The sequence below is a fragment of the Embleya sp. NPDC059237 genome (genome assembly GCF_042754105.1).
GTDB lineage: Bacteria > Actinomycetota > Actinomycetes > Streptomycetales > Streptomycetaceae > Embleya.
The window spans coordinates 86,713-111,663 of record NZ_JBHZAE010000011.1 but is presented as its reverse complement, the minus strand read 5'-3'; the positions used below and the strand labels follow the sequence as shown (position 1 = coordinate 111,663).

Below are 24,951 nucleotides of genomic sequence, written 5' to 3'. Positions count from 1 at the left end.
CGGTCCCATTCCACTTCGTAGCGAAGGAACTTCCCCGATGATCGAGCAATGGATTACCGTCCCGACCGCCGACGGCCAGATGCGGGTGTTCACCGTGCGCGCCGATGCCGTGATCACCCATGCGGGGGCCGTCGTGGTGTTGCAGGAGGCGTTCGGGGTGAATGAACACATCCGCACGATCGCCCGCCGGATCGCCGAGCGCGGCTACCTCGCGGTGGCCCCGGACCTGTTCCACCGCACCGGCGTCGCCGAGTTGCCCTACGACCGGCACACCGACGCGATGGGGCTGATCGGCGCGATCGGGCCGGACGCGGTCGCCGCAGACATCGGCGCCCTGCTGACCCATCTCACGGAGAACGAGGGGGTGCCTGCGGCCCGTACCGCGATCGTCGGCTTCTGCTTCGGCGGTCGGGCCGCGTTCACCGCGGCCACGCGCTGCCCGGGACTGGCCGGTGTGGCGGTCTTCTACGGTCCCGGGATTGCCGCAGGACCGCATGCCGTGCTGGACAGTGCGGCGAAGATCGACGCGCCGCTGCTGCTGCACACCGGCGAGCAGGACCCGACCATCCCGGCCGAGCACGTGGCCGCGATCGACGCCGCACTGACCGGCGCCGGAGTGGCCTTCGAGCGGCACACCTACCCGGGCGTCGGACATGCCTTCGCGTGCGACGCCCGCCCGGACAAGTACGTCCCGGACGCGGCAACGACGGCGTGGACGCGCACGTACGACTTTCTGGCGCGGGTGCTGCCGAGCGGCGCGGGCTGAGTGATCGGCGGTCCCCGGGAGTTCGCGGAAGTCCCACGCCGGCGGCGGGGTTGGTGACCTGCCGGGCATGGTGGCAGTGCTGTCGGTCGGTCCGGGGGCGGACGTGACGTCGGCCTTCGAACCGTGGTGGTGGTCTTGAAGGCCGACGTTCGTCGTTGGGGGGGATCCGGCCGTGCGTTCGCCGTCGAGGCCCGCGGTCTCGGGTCACGCGGCGGGTGGTGGCGCCGAGCCGGGGCGCCCAAGGGGCGTGCGCGGCGGCGCTCCACGACGGGCCGGCACAGCCCGCGGCGCGGTCCGGTGCTCGCCGGCCCCGAAGGAGGCGGGTCCGGATGCCGCTGCCCGTGTGTCGATATCATCGCCGGGTGAACACCGGAGCCGTCAGGAGTCTGGGCCGTGGGCTCGACGTGCTGCTTGCCGTGGCCGCCGGCGGCGGTCCGGCGACGTCGACGGAGATCGCCGAGCGTCTCGGACGCAACCGGGTCCAGGTGTCCCGCACGCTGCACAGCCTGGAGGCGGCGAGTGTGCTCACCCGGGATCCCGACACGCTCGCCTATGCGCTGAGTTGGCAGCTGTACAGCCGGGCGACGCGCGCGGTCAGGGCGCGGCTGCTCACCGAGGGGCCGCCGATTCTGCGCGCGGCGGTGGAGGCGACCGGGGTGAGTGCGTTCCTGGCCGAGGTGCGCGGGGACGGCTCGGTGGCCTTCCTCGAGGATGTGCCCTCGGGGCTGTCGTGGGTGGGCCGTTCGTATCCGCTGTACTGCGACGACGCGGGCCAGGCGCTGCTGTGGGACTGCGGCCGCGAGGAGCTGGAGATCGTGTTCGCCGACACCGAGTTCATCGCCTACGGACCCGCCGCACCGAGCGGAGTGGCCGAGTTCGAGGCACGGTTGATCGCGGCTCGCGAGCGTGGCTACGCGGTCGTGGACGGGGAATCGGAGCCGGGCGTGTTCGCCGTCGCCGCGCCGGTGCGGGACTTCTCCGGCGAGGTCGTCTGCGCGCTGCACACGCAAGGACCCTCGACGCGGCTGGCCCCGCTGGCGGACCGGCACGGTGCGGTTATCAGGGATCTGGCCGATCGGCTCTCCACCCTGCTCGGCCGGCCGCGGCCCTGACCTCCAGTGCGGCGACCGCCGCCTTCACCGACGCCGCGATCTCGGCCGACCGGTCGGCCAGCCTGAATCGCGGAACGGCCAGACTCAGCGCGGCCACGATGGCTCCGGATTCGTCCCGTACGGGTGCGGAGAAGTCCACCACGTCGTGCTCGAATTCGCGGTCCGCGACCACGATCCCCTCCGCGCGGGCGGTCGTGTTGTAGGCGGCGAGCGTGGCGATGTCGCGGGCTGCCCGCGGCCCGCCGCCGACGAATTCGACGGCACCGAGCAACGCGGCGAGTTCCTGTTCGGAGTGGTCGAGCAACAGTGCCCGCCCCGGCCCGGTGCACCAGATCGGTGTCAGGGCGCCGGGCGCTGCCGCCACGTACGACGACCAGTGGCTGAGTTGGCTCTCCACCGTGAGCACCATGCCCTGTGACGGCACCGCGAGCCAGGCCGGTTCGTGCCAGCGCGCCACCAGGCCGCGCAGCGGCGGTCGGGCGGCGACCAACAGGTGCGTGTCGGCCGCCGCCCGAGCCAGCGCGAAGAAGCCGGGGCCGATGCGCCAGCCGCGTCCTTGCTCATCGCGCTCGACGAGGTCCAATGCGGCCAGGTCCTTGAGCATGCGGGACGCCTGGGCCGCGTCGACGCCGATCAGTTCGGCGAGTCGGACGTTGCCCTGGTAGCCGGCCGAGCCCAGTTCCGCGGCGAGGACCGCCTGCAGGAGGGCGAGGCCCTTGTCGAAGGTCGTGGTCATCACACCACCCTAGCGCGATCAATTTACGCATGAGTCATTGACGATTATGAACGCGACTCTTCATGATTGCGGCACCCCACCACGAAGGAGGCCGCATGACGACGGCCGACCCACCCCACACGCGTCGCACACTGCGGCGCTTCCACGTGTTGGCCATGCTGCTGTGCGCGATCGTCGGCCTGGACACCCTGGGCTCGGTGGCCGCGAACGGCCCCGAGGGACTGACCTGGCTGGCCGTCCTCGGGCTGTTGTTCTTCGCGCCCTACGGGCTCCTGATCGCCGAGCTCGGGTCCGCCTTCCCGGACGAAGGCGGACCCTACCTCTGGACCAAACTGGCCTTCGGCCGCTTCACAGCAGGCCTCAACCAGGTCTTCTACTGGATCTCCAACCCGGTCTGGATTGGCGGCTCGCTGTGCGTGACGGCGATCGCCACGTTCGAGAGCTTTTTCCACCCGCTGCCGGGCGCCTGGCAATACCTGGCGGGAGCGCTTTTCGTCGGGTCGGCCGGTCTCGCCGTCCATGCGTCCGTCGTGGTCGGCCGCCGGCTGCTCGTGGCCGGAGCGATCGCCAGGATTGTGCTCCTCGGCTTCTTCGTCGTCTCACTGACCGTCTTCGCGCTCCGCAACGGCGTCCAGCCGCTGTCACCCGGCGACTACACCCCCACCTATCTGGGCCTGGTTGCGCTCGCCCCGGTCATCGCCTTCAACTACATGGGTTTCGAGGTGCCCAGCGCGGCCGCCGGCGAGATGGCCGATCCCAAACGGGACGTGCCCGCGGCCCTGTTGCGCGGCGGCCTGCTCTCCCTGTTGCTGTACGGGGTCCCGATCCTGGGCACACTGCTGGTGCTGCCCCGCGACCAACTCGGCTCCCTGACCGGATTCATCGACGCCTGCCGAGCGGTCTTCACCGTGTACGGCGGCCACGTCGCCACCGACGGCACGGTCGTACTCACCGGCGCCGGAGCCGCACTCGCCAAAGTGGCGGCGGCGGGCCTGATCGTCGGCCTGCTCACCAGCGGCACCGCGTGGGCCATGGGCCTGAGCCGAGCCCAGGCGGTGGCCTGCGCCGACGGCGCCGGACCACAGTGGCTGGGCGCGATCTCCGCCCGACACGGCACTCCCACGCGCGTCAACCTGCTGTCCACCGCGATCGCCGCCGTCGTGATGCTCGCCGCGCTCGGCCTGAGCGACGGCGACGCGCAGAAGTACTTCACCGCCGGCATCGGCCTGGCGATCTCGGCAACCGCCATCTCCTACCTGCTGACGTTCTCCTCCTTCCTGGTGCTGCGCCGCAAGTACCCCGACGTGCACCGCCCCTACCGGATCCCAGGCGGCCGCCCGGGTGCGTGGACAGTCACCGCCCTGACCGTCGGCACGATGCTGTTCACCGTGGTCGCCCTGGTCTGGCCGGGACTGGGCGTCGGGTGGTTCGGCACCTCGGGCGACGCGGCCGACTACCTGCCCGCCGGCTTCGAGGGGCACCGAGCGGCCTACACCGCCACGCAACTCGTCCCGATCGTGCTCATCGTCGGCCTCGGGTGCCTTCTTCATGCCCTTGGCACACGCCATCGCCGCGCCCTCGTCCGCGCCTCCTCCACTCCCGCGTCCACCTCCCTCTCCACGTCCACCCTCTCCGGCTGAGGAGCCATCGTTGAAGTTCCCCGACCACGCCGAGATCATCGTCCTGGGCGGCGGTACGGCGGGCTGCGTCGTCGCCGCCCGCCTCGCCCGCCGGCATCGGGTCCTTGTCCTGGAGGCGGGCCCCGACTACGGGCCCGACCGCGCCTTTTGGCCCGCCGACCTGCTGGACGCCACCACCCTGCCGACCTCGCACGACTGGGGTTATCGCGGAACGCGTCACGCCTTCGAGCGCTGCCGCGCGATCGGGGGCTGCTCCACCCACAACGGCTGCACACAAAGCAGCGGGTGGGCCGGCGACTACGACGCGTGGGCGGCGGCCGGCTCTCCCGGCTGGGACTCGGCCACACTGCGACCGTTGTTCGACCAGGCGTCCGCGGCCATGCAGTTGCGGGCCTACCGCGAAGACGAGATCCAACCGTTCCAGCAACACTTCATCGCGGCGGGCGCGGCGCTCGGCCTGCCGGTCCGCAACGACTTCGACGACCTCGCCGGTGGACTCGGCATCGGCTGCGCGCCGGTCAACATCACCCCCGACGGCGTGCGCGTCAACACGGCCTTCGCCTACCTCGACCCCGTTCGCGAACAGGGCAACCTCACCGTGCTCGGTGGCGTGCAGGCAGATCGGATCGTGCTGGACAACGGCCGGGCGGTGGCGGTGGACGTCCTCGCCGACGGCCGCCGACACCGGATCCGCGCCGACCTCGTGGTACTGAGCGCCGGCGCCTACGGCAGCCCCGAAGTACTGCTGCGCTCCGGCATCGGTCCGGCCGCCCACCTCGCCGAGGTCGGCGTCGACGTGCGGCACGACCTCCCGGGAGTAGGCGAGAACCTGCACGATCACCCCTCCGTCCAACTGGAGTTCGCCGCGTCCGCGGAACTCGCCGCGGACCTGGCCGACTTCGCCCGCGCCCGCATGCTGCCCGACGAACAAGCCCTGGCCAAACTCCGCTCGCCCCACGCCGGAGACGCACCCTACGACCTGCACGTCTACCCGTGGGTCGAGCGCGACGCGAGCACCGAGCACGGCTGGCGCTGCATCATTCCGGTCGCGCTGCTGCGTCCCCGCTCACGGGGCACGGTACGGCTGCGCTCCGCCGACCCGCACGCCCTCGCCTACGTCGACCACGCCTACCTGACCCACCCGGACGACCTCGAGGCCCTCGCCCACGGCCTGGGCTGGATAAAGGAGTTGGACCTGTCGCCCTACCCGGGACCGGGGCTGCTCACTCCCCAAGGCGACAGCCACGACTGGATCAAGGCCAACCACCAGCACTACTGGCATCCGGCGGGCAGCTGCCGGATGGGGCCGGCCGACGACCCGCTGGCCGTCGTCGACCACACCGGCAAGGTGCACGGGCTGGAGGGCCTCCATGTCGCCGACGCCTCCGTCTTCCCCGACATTCCCCGCAGTACCCCCGCGCTGCCGACCACGGTGGTCGGCGAGCGAGTGGCCGCATTCATCCAGGAGAGCCTGTGACTCACCTCGACATCATCGATCCGCGCACCGGCGAGGTCTACGACCGCGTTCCCACCGCGTCGTCCACGGAACTGGACGCCGCCGTTCGCGCGGCTGCAACCGCCTTCGAGACCTGGCGGTCCGTCACCCCCGGGGAGCGACAGGATGCGCTCCTGGCCCTGGCCGCCGCGATCGCCGAGCAGGCGCCGAGACTGGCCGCCGCCGAGTGCCGCAACACGGGCAAGGACTACACCGAGGTGCTGGAGGCGGAGATCCCGGCCGCCGTCGACGTGCTCCGCTTCATGGCCGGCGCGGCGCGCGGCGTGCACGGGCCGACGGCCGGCGAGTACGTGTGCGGACACTCGTCGCACGTGACCCGCGAACCGGTGGGAGTCTGCGCCCTGATCACGCCGTGGAACCACCCGCTGGGATCGGCGGTCGACAAGCTCGCGCCGGCACTGGCCGCAGGAAACACCGTCGTCCTCAAACCCGCCGAGACCACCCCCATGAGCACGCGCGTCCTCGGCGAGATCTGCAACGAAGTGCTGCCGTCTGGCGTTGTCAACGTCGTCTGCGGTGATCGCGACACCGGCCGAGCCCTGGTCGTCAACCCGTTCACCGCCCTCGTCTCCCTCACCGGAAGCACCCGCGCGGGCGCCGAGGTCACCACCGCTGCAGGCCTCGCCGGCATCAAACGGCTGCACCTGGAACTGGGCGGTGACGCCCCCGCGATCGTGCTCGCCGACGCCGACCTGGCCGAGGCGGCCGACGGCATCGCGGAAGCCGCCTTCTACAACGCGGGCCAGGACTGCACCGCCGCATGCCGAGTACTGGTCGCCGCCGAGGTCCACGATCGACTGGTCGCGATGTTGGCCGAACGCGCGACCGGGACCGAGGTCGGCCCCCTGAACAGCCGGGCCCACTTGTCCCGGGTGAGCGCCTACCTCCAGGGCCTGCCCGAGCACGCCACCGTCGTCACCGGCGGCGCGCCCGCCCCCGGGCCCGGGTTCTTCTTCGCGCCGACCGTGGTGACCGGCGTACGCCAGGGCGACGCGGTCGTGCAGGACGAGGTGTTCGGCCCGCTTCTCACGGTCCAGCCCTTCACCGACGAAGACGACGCGATCCGGCTGGCCAACGACGTGCCGTTCGGCCTGGCGGCGTCCGTGTGGAGCCGTGACGCGGCGACGGGTGCCCGCCTGGCCCAGCGCATCGACGCCGGCACCGTGTGGATCAACTGCCACGGCGTATACGCGACCGAGATGCCGCACGGGGGCTTCAAGCACTCCGGGTACGGCAAGGACCTGTCGGTCTACGCGCTGGACTCCTACTCCCGGATCAAGCACGTGATGAACAAGACCACCTGACGCCCCACGACCGTGTCCACCGAGTAACTCCTGACTCACGGCGACCGGCGGGCGCGACTGCAGGCCGCGCTCCGCCGGCCGCCGTGAGCAGGGGACGACAGGGTGGCCGACACGGCAAGGGAGCGTGTAGGCGTGAGGGTGGTTCGTAGTGTCGGCGCAGCGAAGCACTGCCCAGGATGCCCGCCGATAGGCGGTCTCCTCCTTGCGAGGCTTCGTCGAGCACCTGTCGGCGAGTTCGCCGTACCGGCAACCTCGCCTCGGCGACGGACGGTTCGCAGCGTGCTGTGAACGGTCCGGGTCGACGTCGCCCGACTCGTCGATCGATACCACCTGCGGAGCAAGCCGGCCCCTGATCCCCCGGTGGGGTATCCGAAGCCGGCCCGGTCTCGTCGTCGCTCTCGAAAGCCGATGCGCTCCATCTGTCGCCATAAGCATGTGTGGGACGAGGTCGTGTACTGCCTTCGAGGTGGAGTCCAGGCGCCCGCCGAACGGCTTGATCATCGAGCTCGAAGTGCCGCGCTTCGAGAACGATGCGGCTGCCGAGCATCGCGGTGATGTCGGCGTGGTCGTGGCCGGGGGCGACCTCGACGACCTCGGCGCCGACGATGGGCAGTTCGTAGGCCGGGCGGCGCACCACGTCCAGGAGTTGGCGGGACGTCAGGCCACAGGGCTCCGGAGTTCCGGTTCCGGGGGCCATACCGGGGTCGACGACATCGACGTCCACCGAGAGATAGACGCCGATGGTCTCAAGTGTCGTGGTCAGGTGCGCGGCCGCCGGAAACGCGTCAGACGGCGGAACGCCCTCAGGGCGTACTCGTCGGTGAGCCGGGATTGTCCCGACGCCTGCTCCGGAGGCGCGGCATCATCGGCCGACGGCTGCGGCATCTCGCTGGTGACGAAACCGAGGCGGCGAAAAACGCGCAGTGCACGGTAGCTCGTGAAGCGGTCGGTATCACCCAACCTCAAGACAACGAGAACGCCTGCTTCACCGGCCATCGGGTTCCGCCGATCTCCACCCAGTGGGTGTCCACCCGCCGAGGCGCCACGCCGACGACCCGCGCGTTCACCGCAGCGACGTCCAGCATGAACGTCCGCCCGTCCAGCACAAACTCCATCGGCGCACACTACAGACATCGAGGTAACGGCACGTCGCGCCCGGGGATCCACAGTCTGCGAGTCCGCCGACGCAACGTCGGTCGGCCTGCGGTGCTGCGGTGCCCGGAGATCAACTCCTCGACGTCCAGCCTGTCGTACGCATCGAGGCAGTGCACCACGACCGCCCGCCCATCGGGTATCGCTCCGACAGCGACGACGTGGTCGAAGGCCTCGGCCTGGTAGCAGCTGCGGTTCGACTCGCGTGTCACACCGGGCCGCGAACCGGTCCCGCGAGGTCCTCGAACCTGGGAACGACCAGGCGCCGACGGCTGATTTCGTCCCGGCCTCTGCTGCTCTGCGCGTGCCGGGGGTGTTCAGTGGGGCGTGGTGGTGGGGGCGGTGGTGCGGATGGTGTCGATCATGGCGCGGACGCCGGGGATGTCGGTGTCGGAGGAGTTGACGCGCACGAGGTGGTCGCGGTCGGCCCAGGTGCAGGAGGCGTACGCGCGCCGCGGCGGGGTGCGGCTGTCGGGAGCAGGCTTGGCGGGTAGGTAATCGCAGGTGATGTGGCCGCCGTTGCCGGATTCGAGGATGTGCTGTTCGCCCGGATCGAGCGGTACGCCCTCCTGTATTTTCTCGATCCTGTCGGAGAGCTTCGCGAACACCTCCGAGGCGGGGGTGGGGCTGGTCCCCTGCGTCCTGGACAAGACGATCGAGGCCAAGGCCCTGGTACCCGAGGCACACCTGACCGCCACCGTCCCCACGACCATCGCGTTCCCGGGCCGGAGCGGGCCCTTCACCACCGTCAAGGAAACATTCCTCGCCTGCGTCCTGATCCGGGTCCCCGCCGCACCCGACGCGCCGGCCACCGTCCTCACCGGCGGACCGGCCCAATCACACCCCCTCGACGCCACCGGAACCTGGACGCGAACCCGGACCGAGCCCGCGGGGCGGCCCTGTTCGATCCATACCGGCCGCCACGCTCGCGCCTCGGCCGAATCCGGAAGGACGACCTCGTGACGACGGACCCCGCCGGCTACGCCACCCCCGGTATTTCGCCCCGGCTCCGGACCAACCGTGGGACGTCACCGTCGAGCAGGTCATCGCCTCCCTCGAACAACGACCCGACGCCCGCTGGAGGGCTGGGGAGGGCTTTCGCGCAGAGCCCCTCCTCGAGGTGTGGTTCCCCATCGGACCGTGGCTGTTCCAGGGCTCCTACACCCCGCGTCCGCCGTCGCTGGGCATCCGCATCTGCGACGCCCGCGCCGCCGCCGAGGCGTGGACCACCTGGTTCCTTCCACAACTCCCCGCACACATCACGAGCGTCGTCTTCAACACCGAGGACGGAGTCGAGAACGGCTACGCCGACGTCGACTTCGTTCTGGCCTGCCTCGACGGCCGTGACGTCGTCGTCGACACGCTCACCGACCACCTCCGGCACGTGTGGCGCGCCGGCGGCACATCCCCGCCGCCCCGCGCGGACGGTCCGCGGCGTCGTGGCCATGTCCGGGGGGGCACCTGTAGGTTTCGTGATCGTGTTCGAGGGTTGGTGGCATGTGTTGCCGGACGAAGAGCGGCGGATGTGGGTGCTGGAGCCGTTCGTGGGTGTGGGGCCGCTGCGCTTCGGCATGACCCCCGACGAGGTCGCGGACGCGATCAGCGAGGTCACCGCGGAATGCGAGCGGTGCAGGCGTAGTTGTCCCGCGGGCGCGAGCGTCCACACGGTTGAGGAGGGGTGGTATCGGGAGTTCGGTCTGCGCCTGTACTACCGGGGCGAGCGGCTCGCGGGCGTCGCGGTCGACGCCCTGTGCGGACCCCAGGTCCTCGCGGACGGCACGGCGCTGGTCGGCCGCGTGCCCTCCGTCCTCGAGCAATGGATGCTCGATCGCGCCGAGACCCGCCCGCCCTGTACCGAACTCGCGTACATGAGGGCGGGTGTTCCCTCCTGCGAGTCGTTGGGCGTGACGATCAACGTGCAACGCGAAGGCGACCGCCTCCTCACCCGGCCGATCTTCCACCCCGCCGAGGCACTCGACGGCCTTCCCCGCTGGCTGCCGCCGGAGGCCTGGGCGATCCACGACTGAGCGCCGCCGTGCGCCGCGTGCGCGAGAACTGACGAATGGTCACCCACACGCGCGGCATCGCCGTCCCGGTGGTCGTGGACACTCGTCCGCCGTACGCGGTGATGGCGCTCCCACCCCGCGGCGAACGCGCCCTCCCGAGCCGCGATACCTCGAACCCGACCCGCGGCATCCGGACGCCCGGCCCGCGAAGGGCACACGCCCGGACGTCGAGATCCCGGGATACCGACGCCGGCGCCGGCCAATGGCGCCTGCGTCCCGTGTGGCCCCGCCGGGAGAGGGATGACCAACCGGGGTGCCGGAGCCCCGGCGGACGGGCCGCGTGACGATAGGTTCACCGGGTGACGGTCGAACGCCTGCGCCTGCTGTCCGGCCCCGAATACACCGATGTCTGGGACCGTTTCGACGCCCGCTTCGCCTTCAGACCCAGCGTGTGCGAGTTGCCCGGGATCACGGAGCCCTCGCCGTCGATCACGTGGAGCCTGGACGCGCTGCGCGACGACCCCGGCGAACGCAACCTCGACCGCCTGGTGGACGTCGTCCAGGACGGGCTCGCCGACCGTTGCGGGCCGGGGGAGTCGCTGTGGTTCCTGGACTGGCAACACACCTGCCACCGGCTGCGCCCGGACGTCCCGGGGACCGACATGTTCCTGCCGCACGTGCTCGAGGGGCGCTCGCGCGAGAGTTGGCCGTTCGGCCCGTATCCGGCGGGGGACTACCACATCTTCCTCGCGGAGGACCTGCGATTCGGCACCTTCGGACACCCCTGGGAACACACCTTCTGCGTGTTCGGCCCGGAACTCCTGGACACGATCGAACAGGACATGCACCACATCCTGGGACCACCCCTGCGCCGGGACGGGGCACCCGTCGATCGACCCGCCCGCGGCGGTGACGCGTGCTCGTTCCGTGCGGCCGCCCGGCCCGTGGCGCGTCGGCCGATGCCGTCGATGGTGGGCGCAGGCACCGGCCCGGATCCGGCGCGAGGGTCGCGTCGGCGGTGTGCCGGGACCGGTGTCGCGGCACCCGGTGAAGGCGTCGGCGCGGACGCGGGCGGTGGTCTCCGTCCCGGGTGCCAACACCCGGGGCGCGTGGCGGGCCAAGACCGCCGCGACCGCTGCGGGAATTGCCCCCGGCCGCAGTCCCTGGGCGCAGGCGCGTACGAACGCGCGAGCGCCTGGCTGTTCTTCGCTCCGACCGTGCTGTCGCCTGGCGGAGAGCCGGCGGCCGTGGACTTGGACCGCAACGGCGTGGGCGGTGATGTCCGACGGGAGCATGCATCCCGCAGCGTGCTCGCCGAGACGCGCCGCGTTTCGCTGACACTGGCGGCTTCGGCCGACTGACAGAATCGGTACATGGGACCGCGTGCGCGGGCGCGACTTCGGTGGACGGGGTCGGCCGCGGAGGCACTGATCTTCTTGTCCAGTGTCGCGTTCCTGGTCACCACCGCCCGGTGGGCGCTGATCGTGTGGGTCGTCGTCGGGTCGCTCTACATCGCCGGCGGGTGCGCGGCCATTTGGCGGGGACGGCCCGTCGAGGCCGGCGCGGTCACGGAGCTGCGTGCTCTGGCCCGGTGGTTGTGGATCGCGCCGCTGCTCGCGGGGACGACCGGCGCCGTGTCGGCGGTGACGGCTCTGCTCGCGAAGGACCAGGTCGTCGACGGTCATCGCGATCTCGGACTGACGGTCGCCGCCTCGCTCGGGGTGATCCTGTCGTGGGCGCTGATGCAGGTCGGCTTCGCGCAGATCTACCTCGTCATCGACGTCACCGGCGGGCACGGCGACCTTCGGTTCCCCGGGGGAACGACGCCGTCGTTCCTGAGCTTCGCGTACTTCTCGTTCACCCTCGGCACGTCGGCGCAAGGACGCGGCGGATCGTGCTCGTTCACACGGTCATCGCCTACTTCGACAACGCACTGGTCGTCGCCGTCGCGTTCCAGGTGCTTCAGGGGCTCGTCCGCCGGTGAGGCGCGGCTGTCGTCGTACGCCTGACCGCGCCGTTGAGCGCTGCCGGTTGGGCTCCTCCCACCAGCGACACGCTCGTACGTGCCGCCCGGCGATCCGACCCGAGCGACCCACCTCGCGCGCCAGGCGCTGCGCCCACGATGACGGGGTGTGCCCGAGCCGAAGCCCGGGCACACCCCGTCATCTCGCGGTCTCGACGTTGCACACGGCCCGGCCGATGCCGCCTTGGTCCGGCCGGAAGGCTTGGTCCTGGCTCAGACCCCCGCGTCCAGAGGATCCGGCCGCCGCCGAGGCGGGTCCGAGTCCACGTCCTCGGGCGTTGTCTTCGTGTCGTCGTCGAGGTGTTTCCGCAGCTTCTCGCCCTCGACGTCGACGTTCGGGATCAGGCGGTCCAGCCAGTCCGGCAGCCACCACGCGGACTTGCCGAGCAGGGCCACGACGGCGGGGACGATGGTCATGCGGACCACGAAGGCGTCGAAGAGCACCGCCGAGGCGAGCCCGAAGCCGATCATCAATACCACGATGGGATATGCCGCGATCTACCCTACGGACGCCATCGAGGCCCATCGATCCTTGATTGCCCGCCGTCGTAATCTGAGGCCAACCGAAGAATATCGTGCGGTCACTCCAGCGGAATGGCAGGAGTTCCTTGGGCATTTCGAGAGAAGGAAGCTCGCACTCGGGGAATGTGGACGGGCATACGGAATCGATTGTGCTCATGAGCATTCCTGTGTTCGATGCCCCGTTCTGATCGTTGGTCCGGACGAGAAACCGCGCCTGGAACAGATCCGCGACAACCTGGTAGCCCGGATCGCCGAGGCCGAACGCGAGGGCTGGCTCGGCGAGATCGAGGGCCTGTCGGTGAGTCTTGCCGCCGCCGAGGAGAAAGTCGCCCGGCTGGAGACCCAAAAGGAGCGGGCGGCATCGCCCGTGCTTCTCGGGTTCCCGACCATCGGCGAAGTCACCGTCAGGGAAACGGTGGTCGACCGGACCAAATGATCCACACCAGGAACGAACCCGCCGAGACGGTCGGCTGGGGCCACCTGCGGGGCGGCCCCAGCCGACCATGCAGTCCGCTCCGCAGAGCTGCCGGAACTCGCTGCTTCTAGAGGTACTTCATCTCAGAGGTCGCCGAGCCGTCGATCCTCACGTCGTCGGTCAGGGTCAGACCGAAACTGCGAAGCGCGCCCTGGGCCTCGGAGGCGGCCCCACCGTCGGGCGCGGTGGCCTCGACGAGCTCGGGGAGTCGGGCGGCGAGGTCCGCGGCCAGGTCGCCGGGTTCGCGTCCCAGGACTTCGGCGGCCTGGGCGAGCTGGTCCTCACCGACGACCGCAACGATCTGATCGGCGGTGATCGCCTCGTTGGGGCCATCCCCGATCCACGACCGGACCTGCGACTCCAGGCCCGCCTCGGCCAGGCTCTCCGCCGAGATCGTCAAGATCGTCGGCTCCACGTTCGCACCGTCTTCGCTGGTCACAGGCTCGCTCATTCGGAACATCCCTCTCACGGGTCCGCGCGACACCGGAGCTTCACCGTCCCGAGCACCACGAGCGGCAACTACCGCTGCCTCCATGGAGATCTTGGTCTGCAATCGCACCCGCGTCCGACAACTCGGCGATTCCTGGCCTTAGTTCAGAGAATGGTCGGCGCATCCGGATTGGACGGCCAACCAGGTCATCCGACGCCTGATCGACACCGCCATCCGATTCCCCGACAAACCCACCCCCAACGACGACGTCGGATATGGCATCGTCAGCCCGCGCCGAGCACTCCAATCCACGGCGGACCCGGCCCGCGCGACGTCTCCCCGCTGGTCGGCGTCCGCGGCGCGAAATCGGCTCCGAAACCGAGCACGCCCCCACCGCCACGCCTCGCTCGACCCCGCCCCCCTCGCCCGCCCCCGCCACCGGGCAGGCCCCGCCGGCGGTGGCCACCGGACCGAACCACGCGGACACCTCGGACGACACCGTCCCGACGGCGACCGTCCTCGCGGTGGTGGCCGGCGCCTTACTCCTCACCGCCGGTGTCGTGGTGTTCCGGCTCGCCCGTCGAAACCGCCGCCGAGGTTACCGATCACCGTCCCCACGACGCGGGCCGCCGGCGCGTCACGTCGTGGGCCGGGCATTGTGCGGCGATCTCGATCGTCGCCTCGTATTTGTCGATGCGGACCGACGCCTCGTCCGACAGGCCCAGTCCCTCGACCCGGGCGACGCAACCGGCGACGCAGGCGCCGGGCGGACTGCAGTACGGGAACGCTGAGACCCTGAAAGGACTTGTGTCCGGGTACACACCCTTCGTGTGCCGAGGCTCGCCGGTTGCCGCATCGGCACGATCGCGTTCACCCGACGACCGGCGCGTGGATCGCTGCTCGACCGAAGGCGTCAGCAGACAGGACGCAGGTCGCAGCGATCGGGTCGTTGACGACCCGTATTCCCTGGAACCGGCCCATGGGTCACCTTCGTCGTGCCGTCGGTACGCTTGCCGGTGTGGGGGAGGACCTGGCGACGTGGCGGCCCGTGCTTCCACGCGGGAACGGGGCGTGGATCGGGATTCTGGTGTCCGGTCGGATCGGCGTCGGTGTCGCCGGCGAGGGGCGGGGGAGCCTCGAGGGCTCGGGATTCGTGCCGATGTGGCCGTTCATGGAGCGCGGACTGTCGGAGTGCCTGGGCGAGTTCCGGGACCGGTGGGACGCGCTCGCGGACGGTGGGATCGCCTCCCCGGAGCGACTGTTCGAGCTGACGGTCTCCTCGGCGGTCGAGTCCCGCCGCCCGTACTGGATGCAAGCGGCGGCGTCATGGCTCGTCGAGATGCAGGCCACGTCGGGCTTCGACCAGGCACTCGTGCACAGCCTGATCCGACGCCTGTCCGCGTCGCCCGAGATGTCCCAGCAGTGGAGGCAGCGATGGAGGAGGGCTCTCGAAGGGACCGAGGTCGAGCATGAAAACCGGTCCGGGTACCCGAGGAAGCCACCCTCGTGACAACGCAAGCCTGAACGTGCGAGCGACATCCGACGGCGGAACCGGGCACCGAGGTGGGCGCCCCCGTTGCCCAAGGTGCGCTGCTTCGCAGTGAGAGCACTGCCCCCGGCGGTCACGAGGACACCGCAACAGAGGCGCTTCATTCCGACGGCGACCGGCACACCGGGACCTTCTCTTAACCAAGGTGCGGTCAGGGCCAACTGGCCGCTAGGCCCTGTCCGGCGGATCTTGGTGGATCGGGCCGCGTCGTCCGGTGCCGTGCGTCGGCGTGCCGGAGAAGCAGCCGCATAGTGGTTCCATTCTGCTGTTTCTCCGGTGCGGCGAGGTGCGGTGCCGGGCGGCGCGGACCCGCCAAGATCCGCCGGACAGGGCCTAGACGTGGGACCTCTGCCAGCGTCGCGCCTTGAGCCCGCGCTTGTTCGGTCCGGCCGGGTTCATCGTGCGGCTTGGGCCAGCAGGCCGGTCAGGTAGACCGCGATTGCGCGTTCCAGTGTCGCGGCGAAGGGCATGGGGATGAATTCGAGGCCCGGGTCGTCGGCGTAGGCGGCGCGGACGGCTTCGGCCGGGTGGCTGCGTGTCCACAGCGCTCCGACCAGGACGATCGTCATGCTGGCCGCTTCGGCAGCCTCCCGGTCGCCGAGCTCGGGAAGTGCCTTCCGCAGCATGCGCGCCAGGCCGGCGAGCCCTTCGTAGGCCGCCCGCTTGAAGGTCGCGGCCAGTTCGGTGGAGATGTTGTGCTCCAGGATGCCGGGCTGGGCGCTGAGGAGTTCGCAGAGCATCTCGCGGGACGCGAACGAGGTGGCCAGCCCTGATGCCACCGCCTCGGCCCGCGCGGTCGCGGGCCCGGTCCGGTCGATGCAGTCGGGCAGCTGGTCGACCACCTCGGTCAGGAAGTCGCGGGTCAGGCTCCCCAGGAGCTCCAGCAGGACCGCCTCGCGCGACTCGAAGTAGCGCGTGACGTTGACCTTCGCCAGTCCCACGCGGCGGCTGAGCTCGTTGAGGCTCAGGGCCTGGACTGGCATCTCGCTGAGCATGGTCGCCGCCGTCTCCAGGATGCTCCGGCGGCGGGCCTCGCGCTGCTCCTCGGTTCGGGCGCGCTGGAAGGAGTTCATGCCGAATATATTACACACCGCCGGTATCTTGAAAAAGTACCGGCGGTATCTTATGTTCGAAGTGCCCGCCGGTCCGCCAGGTGGGGCACAGGCCGCCGATCCCTCGGGCCGATCCGCGCCCCGTACCCGGCGGCGTCCAAGGCCCAGTTCGCTGGGACACGACTCGCAAGGAGAACGGCAATGACGAAGAAGGTCGCCTTGGTCACCGGTGCCTCCTCGGGCATCGGCGAGGCCGCCGCCCGACAGCTCCAGCAGGCCGGCTTCACCGTCTACGGCGCGGCCCGCCGCACCGAGCGGATGGCCGGCCTGGCGCAGTCCGGCGTGCGCACCCTCGCGCTCGACGTCGCCGACGAGACGTCGGCCCGCGACGCGGTCGCCGAGGTCGTCGCGGCCGAGGGCCGCATCGACGTCCTGGTCAACAGCGCCGGCTACGGCTCCTACGGGGCGTTGGAGGACGTCTCCCTGCAGGAGGCCCGCGCGCAGATCGAGGTGAACGTGTTCGGCCTGGCGCGCCTGACCCAGCTCGTCCTGCCGCACATGCGCGCCCAACGGGGCGGGACCATCGTGAACATCAGCTCCATGGGCGGCCGGTTCGCCACGCCCATGGGCGCCTGGTACCACGCCAGCAAGTACGCCGTCGAGGGACTCAGCGACGCGCTGCGCCTGGAGGTGGCGCGGTTCGGCATCGACGTCGTGCTCGTCGAGCCCGGCTCCATCCAGACCGCCTGGGGTGCGATCGCGGCCGGCAAGCTGCGCGCCACCTCCAGCCTCGGGCCGTACGCCGAGCAGGCCGACGCGATGGCCGCGTCCCTGGAGCGCAGCTCCCGGCCCGGCACCCGCATGGCCTCGCCCGCCGCCGTCGTCGGCAGGACTGTCGCCAGGGCGGCGACCGCCCGACGTCCGCGCACCCGCTACCGCGTCGGCTTCGGCGCGCGCCCCCTGGTCTGCCTCAACACGCTGCTGCCGGACCGCGCCTTCGACGCGCTCGTCAAGCGTTCCTCCGGCGTGCCGGCCTAACACCGCCCTGAAGCCCAGCCCCCAGCACCACTCCCAGAGAGGGAAAGACCATGACCGACGCGACCACCCCGCGGCCCAAAGCCCTGATCGTCCTGTCGTCGGCACGCCGGCTCCCGCTCGCCGCGCCGGCCGACCACCCCGGGATACCGACCGGGTTCTTCCTTGTCGAGCTCGCCGCCGTGATGGCCCGGTTCGAGGACGACTACGACTTCATCCTGGCCACCCCGGACGGCGAGCTGCCGCAGCTGGACGTCAACGGACTCGCCCTCAACTTCCACGCCGCCGCCGGCCTCGGCCCGGCCACCGCCCGCACCACCATCCAGACCGGCGTCGAGCGGTTCGGCCCCGAGAAGATGCGCGCGAAGAACCCCGGCCTGCTCCAGCGCCGCGAGAGCGAACTCGCCCTCGCCCGCCGCCTCCTGGGCCGCATCCCGGTCTCCGAGCCGCTCCCGAAGACCGACCCGGAAGCCGTCTCCGTCCGCGGCGACGTCGCCGCCGGCCTGGAGGCGTCGCCGCAGCGCGAATACCTGTCCATCCGGCAGCTCCTCGAACGCCACCGCGACCCCGCGTCCGACTTCTCCCTCGCGGACCTGGCGTTCGTGCACATGCCCGGCGGCCACGCCCCGATGGTCGACTTCCACGACAACCCGTGGATGGGCGAACTCCTCAACACCCTCCGCGAGGCCGACGTCCCCGTCTCCCTGATCTGCCACGCCCCCGTCGCCCTGACCTCGGCGCAGTACCGGGTCGACGCCGACGGCAAGGTCACCACCGACCCCGACCACCCGTTCAAGGGCGCCCACATCACCACCGTCCCCAAGTACGGCGAGAAGGTAATGCTCGCGTCCGGGTACCCGAAGGTCCCCGGCCAGAGCACCCGCCTGCCCTACTACGTCGACGTCGCCCTCAAGGACGCCGGCTACGACGTCAGCCTCACCCTCAACCCCTCCGCCGCCAAGGTCGTCTGGGACGCCGAACGCAACCTGCTGACCGGCAACGGACCCCAGGCCGTCGACGAGCAGGCCGTCCGCCTCGCCGAGATCCTGCGTGACCGCGCAGCACGCGACGCCGCGCCGCAGACAGGCTGACCGCACCCGCCCCACCCCACCCGCGCCGTCCGCACGTCAGCGACCGCGGACAGCACCTCATGCCGGCACGCCCCCGCCCAGTCCAAGGGCGGCCCCACAAACCCGGACGGCCGACCCGCCGGGCAAGCGCACGCAACACACCGCAGGACCAGAAGCACCTTCACGGGAGGAGACCACCGTGTCCACCACGCACCGGATCCACGGATGCAGGGCCCTGGCGATCGCCGTCGCCCTCGCCGCCGCAGGCGCCCTCGCCATCCCCGCGGCCGCCGACGCCGCGAACACCCCCGCGCACACCACCACGCAAGGCGCGTCGCGGCCCGGCCCGGCCGACGACCCCGGCTTCCCCACCTTCGTCCACCTGCCCGCCGACCAGGCAGCCCACCCGGCCGCCAAGCAGGAATGGTGGTACACCGTTGGGCACTTCCAGGCCGGCGGCCACAAGTACGGCTACGAGGTCCAGCTCAGCCGCAGGGGGATCACGCAGATCTCCATCACCGACGAGGCCACCGGCGCGTACACCTCCGAGCAGAAGGCCTTCACGGCCGACCAGTTCAGCGCCTCCGCCACCGAGCTGGACGTGCGCATGCCGAACGCGTCGCTGTCCGGCCCGATGGACGCCATGCACCTCAAAGCCGAACTGCCCCAGCACCGCGGCACCCTGGACCTCACCCTGAAGGCCGTCGGCCCCACCCTCTACGACAACGGGACCGGCCTGTTCCCCTTCCTCGACGCCGCGAGCTACTATTACTCGCTGCCCAACCTGCACACCACCGGCACCCTCACCCTCGACGGCGCGACCAGTCGCGTCACCGGCATCTCCTGGCTCGACCGCCAGTGGGGCAACTGGAGCTGGGACACCCTGCACAAGTGGACCTGGATGGCCGTCCACCTCGACAACGGCCAGGTCCTCAACCTGTGGGACATGTTCGACACCAACGGCGAGAAGCACTGGGCCACCGTGCTCAGCCCCGACGGCACGCACCGCGTCGTCTCCGTCGACCCGCTCGCCCCGCAGGCCACCCGCTTCGAGACCAGCCCCACCACCGGCCAGCGCTACGCCGGCCAGTGGACCGTCACGATCCCCACCCTGAACACCAGGCTCGTCGTGACCGTCAGGCCCGTCCTCCAGGAGATCCAGGCCAACCAGCCCTTCACCCCCGGAATCAACGAGGCCGACGCCACGGTCCGCGGCACCTACCAGGGACACCCGGTCACCGGCGACGCCTACGTCGAACAGTTCGGCCGCTGGACGTAGAACACACCCAACGCCCCGCGCAGACCCCCACCCGGCGGGTCGCCCCGGGCCGCACTCCAAGCACGAGAACCCGGTTCGTTTCGGAGGCTGGTGGACGTCCACTCCCTCGACGCCGACGACCCCTCGACCGCCCTGCTGAACGCGGCAACGGGCATGGGCGGCTGAACCACCGACCCCACCTCGAACCACCGGCCGGCCCGCCTGTACGCGGACCGGCCGGCCCGCCTGCGGGTTCCGGCAACATCGGTCACCACCCGTAAGTCCGGGTCAGGGCCGGGAAGTGCGCGTGTCGGTTCAGTCGACCATCAGCAAGCGCTCGGCGAACAACCACGCTCCTGCTCGTCGCGTCGTGAATCGACCTCGTTGCCAAGGCACATGAACACGGCCTCGCCCGGCCGACCCAAACATGTACGGCGGATCCGGAAACGGGTGCGGTTACTACGCTCGGCCCGCGGTCACGGGGTGTAGCTCACGGTTCAGTCTCTTCCGTGGGTCAGCCAACGTCGGAGCACGCGGGTGAGGACGGGCATGACGGCGTACGTCATCGCCAGGCTGAATACCGCGGCGATCAGCGCTGTTCGGGCGATGACCGGGACGGGCGCGAGCGCGGGTTGCAGCGTCATGCCCGCGAACAAGGAGATCGGGAAGATCCCGATGGTGGCGGTGACCGCCATTTTCCAGCGGGGAGGTGGTGCTCGGAAGGAATCCGGCGCCGTGAACCACGTCTCCAAGCCGGTCAGCCGCCGTCGGTCGACTTCGGTGTGGTGGCCGTCGGCACGGGAGAACCAGTGGGCGCGCTCGGGCGAGCGATGCCAGCTTTCCTGGGCCTCGGCACTGAGGAAGCGGTGGACGACGTACCAGGGTTCACCGGGTTTCCTCGGGCGAAAGAGTCCGTAGCCGAGGTGGCCGGGGAATTCGGCCGCGGCCGAGAGTATGCCGTGCGCCCAGCGCTCGAACTCCGCCTCGTGGCCCGGCTCGACCCGGCGGGCGATCAGCAGGTCGACCTCCCCGGAGGAAGAGGCGGTCGACCGGTGTTCATGCTTTCGGGGCGACCTCGCCGCGCCGAACACCCCGAATCGGCGGATGGATTGCGGCGTACCGAGGGCGATGCGCAGCGTGGTCGTACCGGCCTTGGCGTCCACGAGGTTCCCCACCGGGCCGGGCCAGACGGGACCGTATTTGGCTCGGTACGCGTCCGAGACGCGTTGGTTGAATTCGCGGTCGCCGACCGGTTCGAGCAGGACGGACAGCACCTCGCCGTCCGCTTCGATGCGAACCTCGGCGCCCTGACGCACCCGCCGGTACCAGATGCTCCGTGCCCCGAACGCGGACCGAACGTAGGCTTCGCCGTCCACAGTGACGATCCAGAGGGGCTGAGCTGCCCAGGATCCGTCACCTCTGCGGGTATGGATCGATATCTCGTGGTGGCCGCCGAGTTCAGTGGCGTCGTCCACGACTCATCTCCTCCACGGGCTCGCGTGTCCGCGGCGTCCCCCGGCAGGCACACCCGCTTGCCCCCGGGACGTCTCGCTCCGAAAGTGGGACGGCGGGTCGACCGAGGGTGGTGCAGTCATGTTCGTCTCCTGGACGTGATGGCGGCGAGTAATCCCAGGCTGCCGCCGTTGCCACGGTGTCGCGTCGGCGACAGTCGCCTATCCCCGCCTCGGCAGACCCTGTCCCCTCCGGAGCGGGTGGGTACGTAGCGCGCGGGTAGGTGGCCATCGCCGATGCGAGGCCGCGCGTCGCGATGCGAGCTTTTGGTACGGCGAGGGCCGATCGGCTCCTCGGGGAACCAGCGATACCGGAGACTCACATGGCAGCCAACGACGTCACCTACACCGGCTTGGACGCATTGCTCACACCCGAGAGGTCGGTCCTTCTGCTGATCGACCACCAAGGCGCGCAGTTCGCCGGGATGCACAGCATGGACCCCACCCTGGTGGTCAACAACGTCACCGCCCTGGCGAAGGGCGCCAAGCTGTTCGACGTCCCGACGATCCTGAGCACCGTCGTCGAGGACCGGGGCGGTCGGATCATCCGGCAGATCCAGGACGTCTTCCCCGACCAGAAGCCGATCGACCGCACCACGATCAACACCTGGGAGGACCAGCGGGTGGTGGACGCCGTCGCCGCCACCGGCCGCAAGGACCTCCTCATAGCCGGCCTGTGGACGGACATCTGCCTCGCCTTCCCGGCGATCCACGCCATGGCCGACGGCTACCGGGTCTACGCCGTGACGGACGCATCCGGCGCGACGACCGTCGAGGCGCACGAACGCGGGGTGCAGCGCATGATCCAGGCCGGCGTCATCCCGACGACCGCCGGGACCGTCATCGCGGAATGGCAGCGCGACTGGGCGCGCGAGGCGACCGTTCCCGGGATGAGCCGGATCATGTTCGACCACGGCGGCAGCTTCGGCACCAGCCTGGCCTGGGAGCTTCAACTCCTGGACAAGGACTGACAAACCGTACGCGGGGCGCGGTGGGCGGCGCTCGGACGCCGCCCACCGTGGTCACGTGGTCAGCGGCAGGTCGCGGAGTTGGCGACGCGAGGTGATGCCGAGCTTGTCGAAGATGTTTCGCAGGTGGGCGTCGATCGTGCGCGGGCTCAGGAACAACTGCGTACCCACCTCCTTCGACGTCGCGCCGCCGGCCACCAGCCGGGCGATCCGGAACTCCTGCGCGGTGAGCCGGCGCGGCGCGCCGCCCACCCGTTTCCGCGCGCGTGCGCCGGTCGCGGCGAGCTCTCGGGCGGCCCGTCCCGCGAACGCCGCAGCTCCGACAGCGGTCAGTTGCTCGTACGCCGCCTGCAACTCCACCCGCGCCTGGGACCGCCGGCCCTCGCGGCGCAGCCATTCGCCGTACACCAGCCGGGTACGCGCCAGGAGTGGCGCGCCCTCGCTGCGGACCAGATACTCGATCGACTCCCGGTACAGCTCGTCGGCGGCCGGGCCCTCGGTGAGCAGGGCCCGCGAGCGGAGCTCGGTCCCGAGCGCCCAGTCGGTGCCGCTCGCGGCCGTGCGCTCGGACAGGACCTTCATGACGGGCTCCGCCAGGTCGGGACGTCCGGCGTGCGTCGCCGCCTCGATGAACTCCACCGGTATCCAGGCGTGGAAGCTGATCTCGTCGAGGTCGGCGCACGCTCGGCACGCCTCGAGGGCCGCGTCGTAGCGGCCCAGGCCGTTGAGCAGTACGGTCCGGGCGTATTCCGTCGCGCTGAGGAGCCTTCCCTCGCCGCGCGCGGTGGCGTCGCGGGTGGCGATGTCGGCGAGTCGGGTGGTGCGTTCCTCGTCGCCGCGCCACGCGGCCACGGTGACGTCGACGTGGAGCATGGCCGGGGTGCCGACCTCCGCCGCGATCGTGTGCGCCTCGTCGACCAGCGCCGCGGCGTCGGCGAACTCGCCGGCGTGGACGTGCGCGAGGGCACGGTAGCTCAGGGCCACGGGGAGTTCGGCCAGCATGCCCGCGCCGCGGACCAGTTCGAGCTGGCGGGTGGCCAGTGTCCGCCACGCCGCGTCGTCCCACAGGTCCATCGCCGGGCCGCAGGCCGCCCACAGCTGGCCCACGTCGCAGGTGTCGCGCCCCGCACCGCGCCGGTAGACCTCCACGGCCCGGCGCAATTCCGGCACCGCCTCGACGTACCCGTGTCTGACCTGGGCGGTCAATCCGTCGAGCAGCCGGTCGAGGGGGCGCATTTCGGGCGGGGTGGGGCTCATGGCGTGGGCGGTCTCGGCGATGTCGAGCATGCGTTGCCCGGTGGTGAACCGACCGACGAATACGGCCGCGGCGAAGGCTTCGAGGAAGGTCTCCCGAGCCACCACGGCGTCGAGCGGCGCCATGAGCCGGGCCGCCCCGAGCAGCTTCTCGACCGCGACGTCGTCCCGGTTCCGGTCGAACGCGATGCGCGCGTGCAGCGTTTCCACGGTTGCCCGCCGGCGATCGTCGAGAGGTCCGGCCTCCGCTACGGCCAGGAGGGACAGCGCGGAGTCGGTGGCGCCGCTGTCGCGTTTGGCCCGTGCCGCGACGACGGCACGCACCGCGCGGCGGGTGGGGTCGGGCGTCAGCTCCGCGGCCCTCTCCAGGAAGGCCGCCGCCGCGGCGACGCCGCCGCGGGCCTGGGCACGGTCGGCCGATCGTTCCAGCGCGGCGGCGAGGTCCTCGTCCGGCCGGCAGGCGGCCTGCGAGTGGTGCCACGCCTTGCGGTCGGGCTCGCCTTCCGCGATGGCATCGGCCAAGGCGCGGTGGACCACGCGACGGTCGTCGAGAGCCGCGGACCGGTAGACGGTCGAGCGCACCAGCGGGTGGCGGAACCGCACCCGGCCGCCGATGGCCACCAGGCCGGTCTCCTCGGCGAGCGTCACCGCGTCGTCGGGGACGCCGAGCTGCTCGGCGGCCCGATGCAGGAGGATCGGGCTGCCGGTCGGCTCGGCCGACGCGATCAGGAGCAGGGTCCGTGTCTCGACGGGGAGTTCGGCCAGTCTGGCCCGGTAGCTCGCCTCCACTTTCCCCGAGGCGGGCGCCGCCGCGGGGAGCGCGAAGCCGCCCGCGAGGTCGGCGGTGTGGGGAAGTTCGAGGAGGGCCAGCGGGTTGCCGTGTGCCTCGGCGATGATGCGGTCGCGTACGGCCCGGTCCAGGGGCGCGTGGATCTGCGACTTGAGGAGTCGCCGCGCGTCTTCGTCGGCCAGGCCGTGGAGCATCAGCTCGGGCAGACCGGCCAGTTCGTGGCGGCCGCCCGTGTCGCGTTCGGCGAACAGCAGGGCCACCGGCTCCGCCTGTACCCGGCGCGCGACGAAGGCCAATGCCTGCGTCGAGGCCTGATCGAGCCACTGTGCGTCGTCGATGACGCACAGCACGGGCTGTTCGGCCGCCGCCTCGGCGAGGAGGTTGAGCATCGCCAGGCCGACGTGGAAGCGGTTCGGTAAGCCGCTCCCGGTCCGCCCGAACGCCGTGTCGAGTGCCTCACGTTGCGGTTTCGGCAGCCGTTCCTGCCACCGCAGCGTCGGGCCGCAGAGCTGGTGGAGGGCGGCGAACGCGAGTTCCGACTCGAACTCGGCGCCTACGGCACGTAGCACCCGCAGGCCCGGCGCCGCCTGGGCGTGGGCGATGAGGGCGGTCTTGCCTATGCCCGGCTCTCCCCGCACCACCAGCGCACCGCCGCGCCGGGACCGGACGCCGTCGAGCAGCAGGTCCAGCGTTTCCGATTCGCGTCGTCGGCCGAGCAGCCCCGGGCGGTCGGGCCGCGGACGGGATCCTCGCATCAGTGCGTCCGTTCGGTGTGCTCGTCG

At 71.0% G+C, this 24,951-nt stretch carries 24 protein-coding genes and 1 pseudogene; 15 read left to right on the top strand and 10 right to left on the bottom strand.

Annotation, left to right across the window (positions count from 1 at the left end; translation table 11 throughout):
* The first annotated feature begins 37 nt into the window (after nucleotides 1-37).
* Both ACFXKZ_RS31045 and ACFXKZ_RS31040 read left to right on the top strand, forming a co-directional pair.
* Complete coding sequence (locus tag ACFXKZ_RS31045) at nucleotides 38-766, top strand: dienelactone hydrolase family protein (protein ID WP_380004599.1); 729 nt, start codon at nucleotides 38-40, stop codon at nucleotides 764-766.
* A gap of 362 nt (nucleotides 767-1,128) precedes the next feature.
* A complete protein-coding gene (locus tag ACFXKZ_RS31040; RefSeq protein ID WP_380004597.1) occupies nucleotides 1,129-1,878 on the top strand; it encodes an IclR family transcriptional regulator in 750 nt (249 codons plus the stop codon).
* On the opposite strand, the gene ACFXKZ_RS31035 is transcribed toward ACFXKZ_RS31040, so the two are convergent.
* Nucleotides 1,826-2,614, bottom strand: coding sequence for an IclR family transcriptional regulator (locus ACFXKZ_RS31035; protein ID WP_380004595.1), 789 nt, complete (start codon nucleotides 2,612-2,614; stop codon nucleotides 1,826-1,828). The two genes, ACFXKZ_RS31040 and ACFXKZ_RS31035, sit on opposite strands and share 53 nt — an antisense overlap.
* Before the next feature lie 95 nt (nucleotides 2,615-2,709).
* Here ACFXKZ_RS31035 and ACFXKZ_RS31030 point away from each other — a divergent pair, with 95 nt between their 5' ends.
* Genes ACFXKZ_RS31030 through ACFXKZ_RS31020 form a run of 3 tightly spaced genes read left to right on the top strand, consistent with a single transcriptional unit; the run spans nucleotide 2,710 to nucleotide 7,074 of the window.
* Nucleotides 2,710-4,254 carry an APC family permease gene (locus ACFXKZ_RS31030; protein ID WP_380004593.1) on the top strand — a complete coding sequence of 515 codons (1,545 nt, stop codon included), beginning with the start codon at nucleotides 2,710-2,712 and terminating at the stop codon, nucleotides 4,252-4,254.
* 10 nt (nucleotides 4,255-4,264) lie between these two features.
* Complete coding sequence (locus tag ACFXKZ_RS31025) at nucleotides 4,265-5,731, top strand: GMC family oxidoreductase (RefSeq protein ID WP_380004591.1); 1,467 nt, start codon at nucleotides 4,265-4,267, stop codon at nucleotides 5,729-5,731.
* Nucleotides 5,728-7,074: an aldehyde dehydrogenase family protein gene (locus ACFXKZ_RS31020; RefSeq protein ID WP_380004589.1), complete on the top strand. Its 1,347-nt coding sequence runs from the start codon at nucleotides 5,728-5,730 to the stop codon at nucleotides 7,072-7,074. The genes ACFXKZ_RS31025 and ACFXKZ_RS31020 overlap by 4 nt, the downstream gene beginning before the upstream one ends.
* On the opposite strand, the gene ACFXKZ_RS31015 is transcribed toward ACFXKZ_RS31020, so the two are convergent.
* From ACFXKZ_RS31015 to ACFXKZ_RS31000, 4 genes are all read right to left on the bottom strand, one after another.
* The gene (locus ACFXKZ_RS31015; protein WP_380005003.1) at nucleotides 7,046-7,771 is read right to left on the bottom strand and encodes an arginase family protein; all 726 of its coding nucleotides are present in this window, start codon (nucleotides 7,769-7,771) and stop codon (nucleotides 7,046-7,048) included. The genes ACFXKZ_RS31020 and ACFXKZ_RS31015 overlap by 29 nt on opposite strands.
* Before the next feature lie 62 nt (nucleotides 7,772-7,833).
* A complete protein-coding gene (locus tag ACFXKZ_RS31010) occupies nucleotides 7,834-8,070 on the bottom strand; it encodes a hypothetical protein (RefSeq protein ID WP_380004587.1) in 237 nt (78 codons plus the stop codon).
* Nucleotides 8,037-8,189 carry a hypothetical protein gene (locus tag ACFXKZ_RS31005; protein WP_380004584.1) on the bottom strand — a complete coding sequence of 51 codons (153 nt, stop codon included), beginning with the start codon at nucleotides 8,187-8,189 and terminating at the stop codon, nucleotides 8,037-8,039. Before ACFXKZ_RS31005 ends, ACFXKZ_RS31010 begins: the two co-directional genes overlap by 34 nt.
* Nucleotides 8,190-8,543: 354 nt before the next feature.
* Complete coding sequence (locus tag ACFXKZ_RS31000) at nucleotides 8,544-8,876, bottom strand: hypothetical protein (RefSeq protein ID WP_380004582.1); 333 nt, start codon at nucleotides 8,874-8,876, stop codon at nucleotides 8,544-8,546.
* Here ACFXKZ_RS31000 and ACFXKZ_RS30995 point away from each other — a divergent pair.
* The 4 genes from ACFXKZ_RS30995 (at nucleotide 8,848) to ACFXKZ_RS30980 (ending at nucleotide 12,241) form a co-directional block, all read left to right on the top strand.
* Entirely contained in the window at nucleotides 8,848-9,189 is a 342-nt protein-coding gene (locus tag ACFXKZ_RS30995) for a hypothetical protein (RefSeq protein ID WP_380004580.1), read from the top strand. The genes ACFXKZ_RS31000 and ACFXKZ_RS30995 overlap by 29 nt on opposite strands.
* A gap of 515 nt (nucleotides 9,190-9,704) precedes the next feature.
* Nucleotides 9,705-10,253, top strand: coding sequence for a hypothetical protein (locus ACFXKZ_RS30990; protein WP_380004578.1), 549 nt, complete (start codon nucleotides 9,705-9,707; stop codon nucleotides 10,251-10,253).
* Between the two features lie 338 nt (nucleotides 10,254-10,591).
* Complete coding sequence (locus tag ACFXKZ_RS30985; RefSeq protein ID WP_380004576.1) at nucleotides 10,592-11,593, top strand: DUF2716 domain-containing protein; 1,002 nt, start codon at nucleotides 10,592-10,594, stop codon at nucleotides 11,591-11,593.
* Between the two features lie 12 nt (nucleotides 11,594-11,605).
* Nucleotides 11,606-12,241, top strand: coding sequence for a DUF1345 domain-containing protein (locus tag ACFXKZ_RS30980; protein ID WP_380004574.1), 636 nt, complete (start codon nucleotides 11,606-11,608; stop codon nucleotides 12,239-12,241).
* Between the two features lie 227 nt (nucleotides 12,242-12,468).
* On the opposite strand, the pseudogene ACFXKZ_RS30975 reads toward ACFXKZ_RS30980, so the two are convergent.
* Nucleotides 12,469-12,735: pseudogene (locus ACFXKZ_RS30975) on the bottom strand (MMPL family transporter); the annotation flags it as partial.
* Between the two features lies 1 nt (nucleotide 12,736).
* On the opposite strand from ACFXKZ_RS30975, the gene ACFXKZ_RS30970 reads away from it, so the two are divergent.
* Nucleotides 12,737-13,213: an integrase gene (locus tag ACFXKZ_RS30970; protein ID WP_380004572.1), complete on the top strand. Its 477-nt coding sequence runs from the start codon at nucleotides 12,737-12,739 to the stop codon at nucleotides 13,211-13,213.
* A gap of 106 nt (nucleotides 13,214-13,319) precedes the next feature.
* Here the strand turns inward: ACFXKZ_RS30970 and ACFXKZ_RS30965 are convergent, their stop codons facing one another.
* Nucleotides 13,320-13,703, bottom strand: coding sequence for a YidB family protein (locus ACFXKZ_RS30965; protein ID WP_380004570.1), 384 nt, complete (start codon nucleotides 13,701-13,703; stop codon nucleotides 13,320-13,322).
* A 997-nt stretch (nucleotides 13,704-14,700) separates the two neighbouring features.
* Between ACFXKZ_RS30965 and ACFXKZ_RS30960 the strand changes: the two genes are divergently transcribed.
* Nucleotides 14,701-15,192, top strand: a complete 492-nt coding sequence (locus ACFXKZ_RS30960; RefSeq protein ID WP_380004567.1) for a hypothetical protein — start codon at nucleotides 14,701-14,703, stop codon at nucleotides 15,190-15,192.
* Nucleotides 15,193-15,626: 434 nt separating this feature from the next.
* On the opposite strand, the gene ACFXKZ_RS30955 is transcribed toward ACFXKZ_RS30960, so the two are convergent.
* Complete coding sequence (locus ACFXKZ_RS30955; protein ID WP_380004565.1) at nucleotides 15,627-16,304, bottom strand: TetR family transcriptional regulator; 678 nt, start codon at nucleotides 16,302-16,304, stop codon at nucleotides 15,627-15,629.
* A gap of 180 nt (nucleotides 16,305-16,484) precedes the next feature.
* On the opposite strand from ACFXKZ_RS30955, the gene ACFXKZ_RS30950 reads away from it, so the two are divergent.
* The 3 genes from ACFXKZ_RS30950 to ACFXKZ_RS30940 all read left to right on the top strand — a co-directional run bounded on the left by ACFXKZ_RS30950 (nucleotide 16,485) and on the right by ACFXKZ_RS30940 (nucleotide 19,667).
* Nucleotides 16,485-17,321 carry an oxidoreductase gene (locus ACFXKZ_RS30950; RefSeq protein WP_380004563.1) on the top strand — a complete coding sequence of 279 codons (837 nt, stop codon included), beginning with the start codon at nucleotides 16,485-16,487 and terminating at the stop codon, nucleotides 17,319-17,321.
* Nucleotides 17,322-17,371: 50 nt separating this feature from the next.
* A complete protein-coding gene (locus ACFXKZ_RS30945; protein ID WP_380004561.1) occupies nucleotides 17,372-18,409 on the top strand; it encodes a hypothetical protein in 1,038 nt (345 codons plus the stop codon).
* Between the two features lie 178 nt (nucleotides 18,410-18,587).
* The gene (locus ACFXKZ_RS30940) at nucleotides 18,588-19,667 is read left to right on the top strand and encodes a lipocalin-like domain-containing protein (protein ID WP_380004558.1); all 1,080 of its coding nucleotides are present in this window, start codon (nucleotides 18,588-18,590) and stop codon (nucleotides 19,665-19,667) included.
* Between the two features lie 476 nt (nucleotides 19,668-20,143).
* Here ACFXKZ_RS30940 and ACFXKZ_RS30935 read toward each other — a convergent pair whose 3' ends face one another.
* The gene (locus tag ACFXKZ_RS30935) at nucleotides 20,144-21,121 is read right to left on the bottom strand and encodes a DUF2255 family protein (RefSeq protein ID WP_380004556.1); all 978 of its coding nucleotides are present in this window, start codon (nucleotides 21,119-21,121) and stop codon (nucleotides 20,144-20,146) included.
* Between the two features lie 359 nt (nucleotides 21,122-21,480).
* On the opposite strand from ACFXKZ_RS30935, the gene ACFXKZ_RS30930 reads away from it, so the two are divergent.
* Nucleotides 21,481-22,128 (top strand): hydrolase, encoded by a 648-nt coding sequence (locus ACFXKZ_RS30930; protein ID WP_380004554.1) that lies wholly within the window; start codon nucleotides 21,481-21,483, stop codon nucleotides 22,126-22,128.
* Nucleotides 22,129-22,179: 51 nt separating this feature from the next.
* On the opposite strand, the gene ACFXKZ_RS30925 is transcribed toward ACFXKZ_RS30930, so the two are convergent.
* The gene (locus ACFXKZ_RS30925; RefSeq protein WP_380004552.1) at nucleotides 22,180-24,924 is read right to left on the bottom strand and encodes an ATP-binding protein; all 2,745 of its coding nucleotides are present in this window, start codon (nucleotides 24,922-24,924) and stop codon (nucleotides 22,180-22,182) included.
* Nucleotides 24,925-24,951 lie beyond the last annotated feature (27 nt).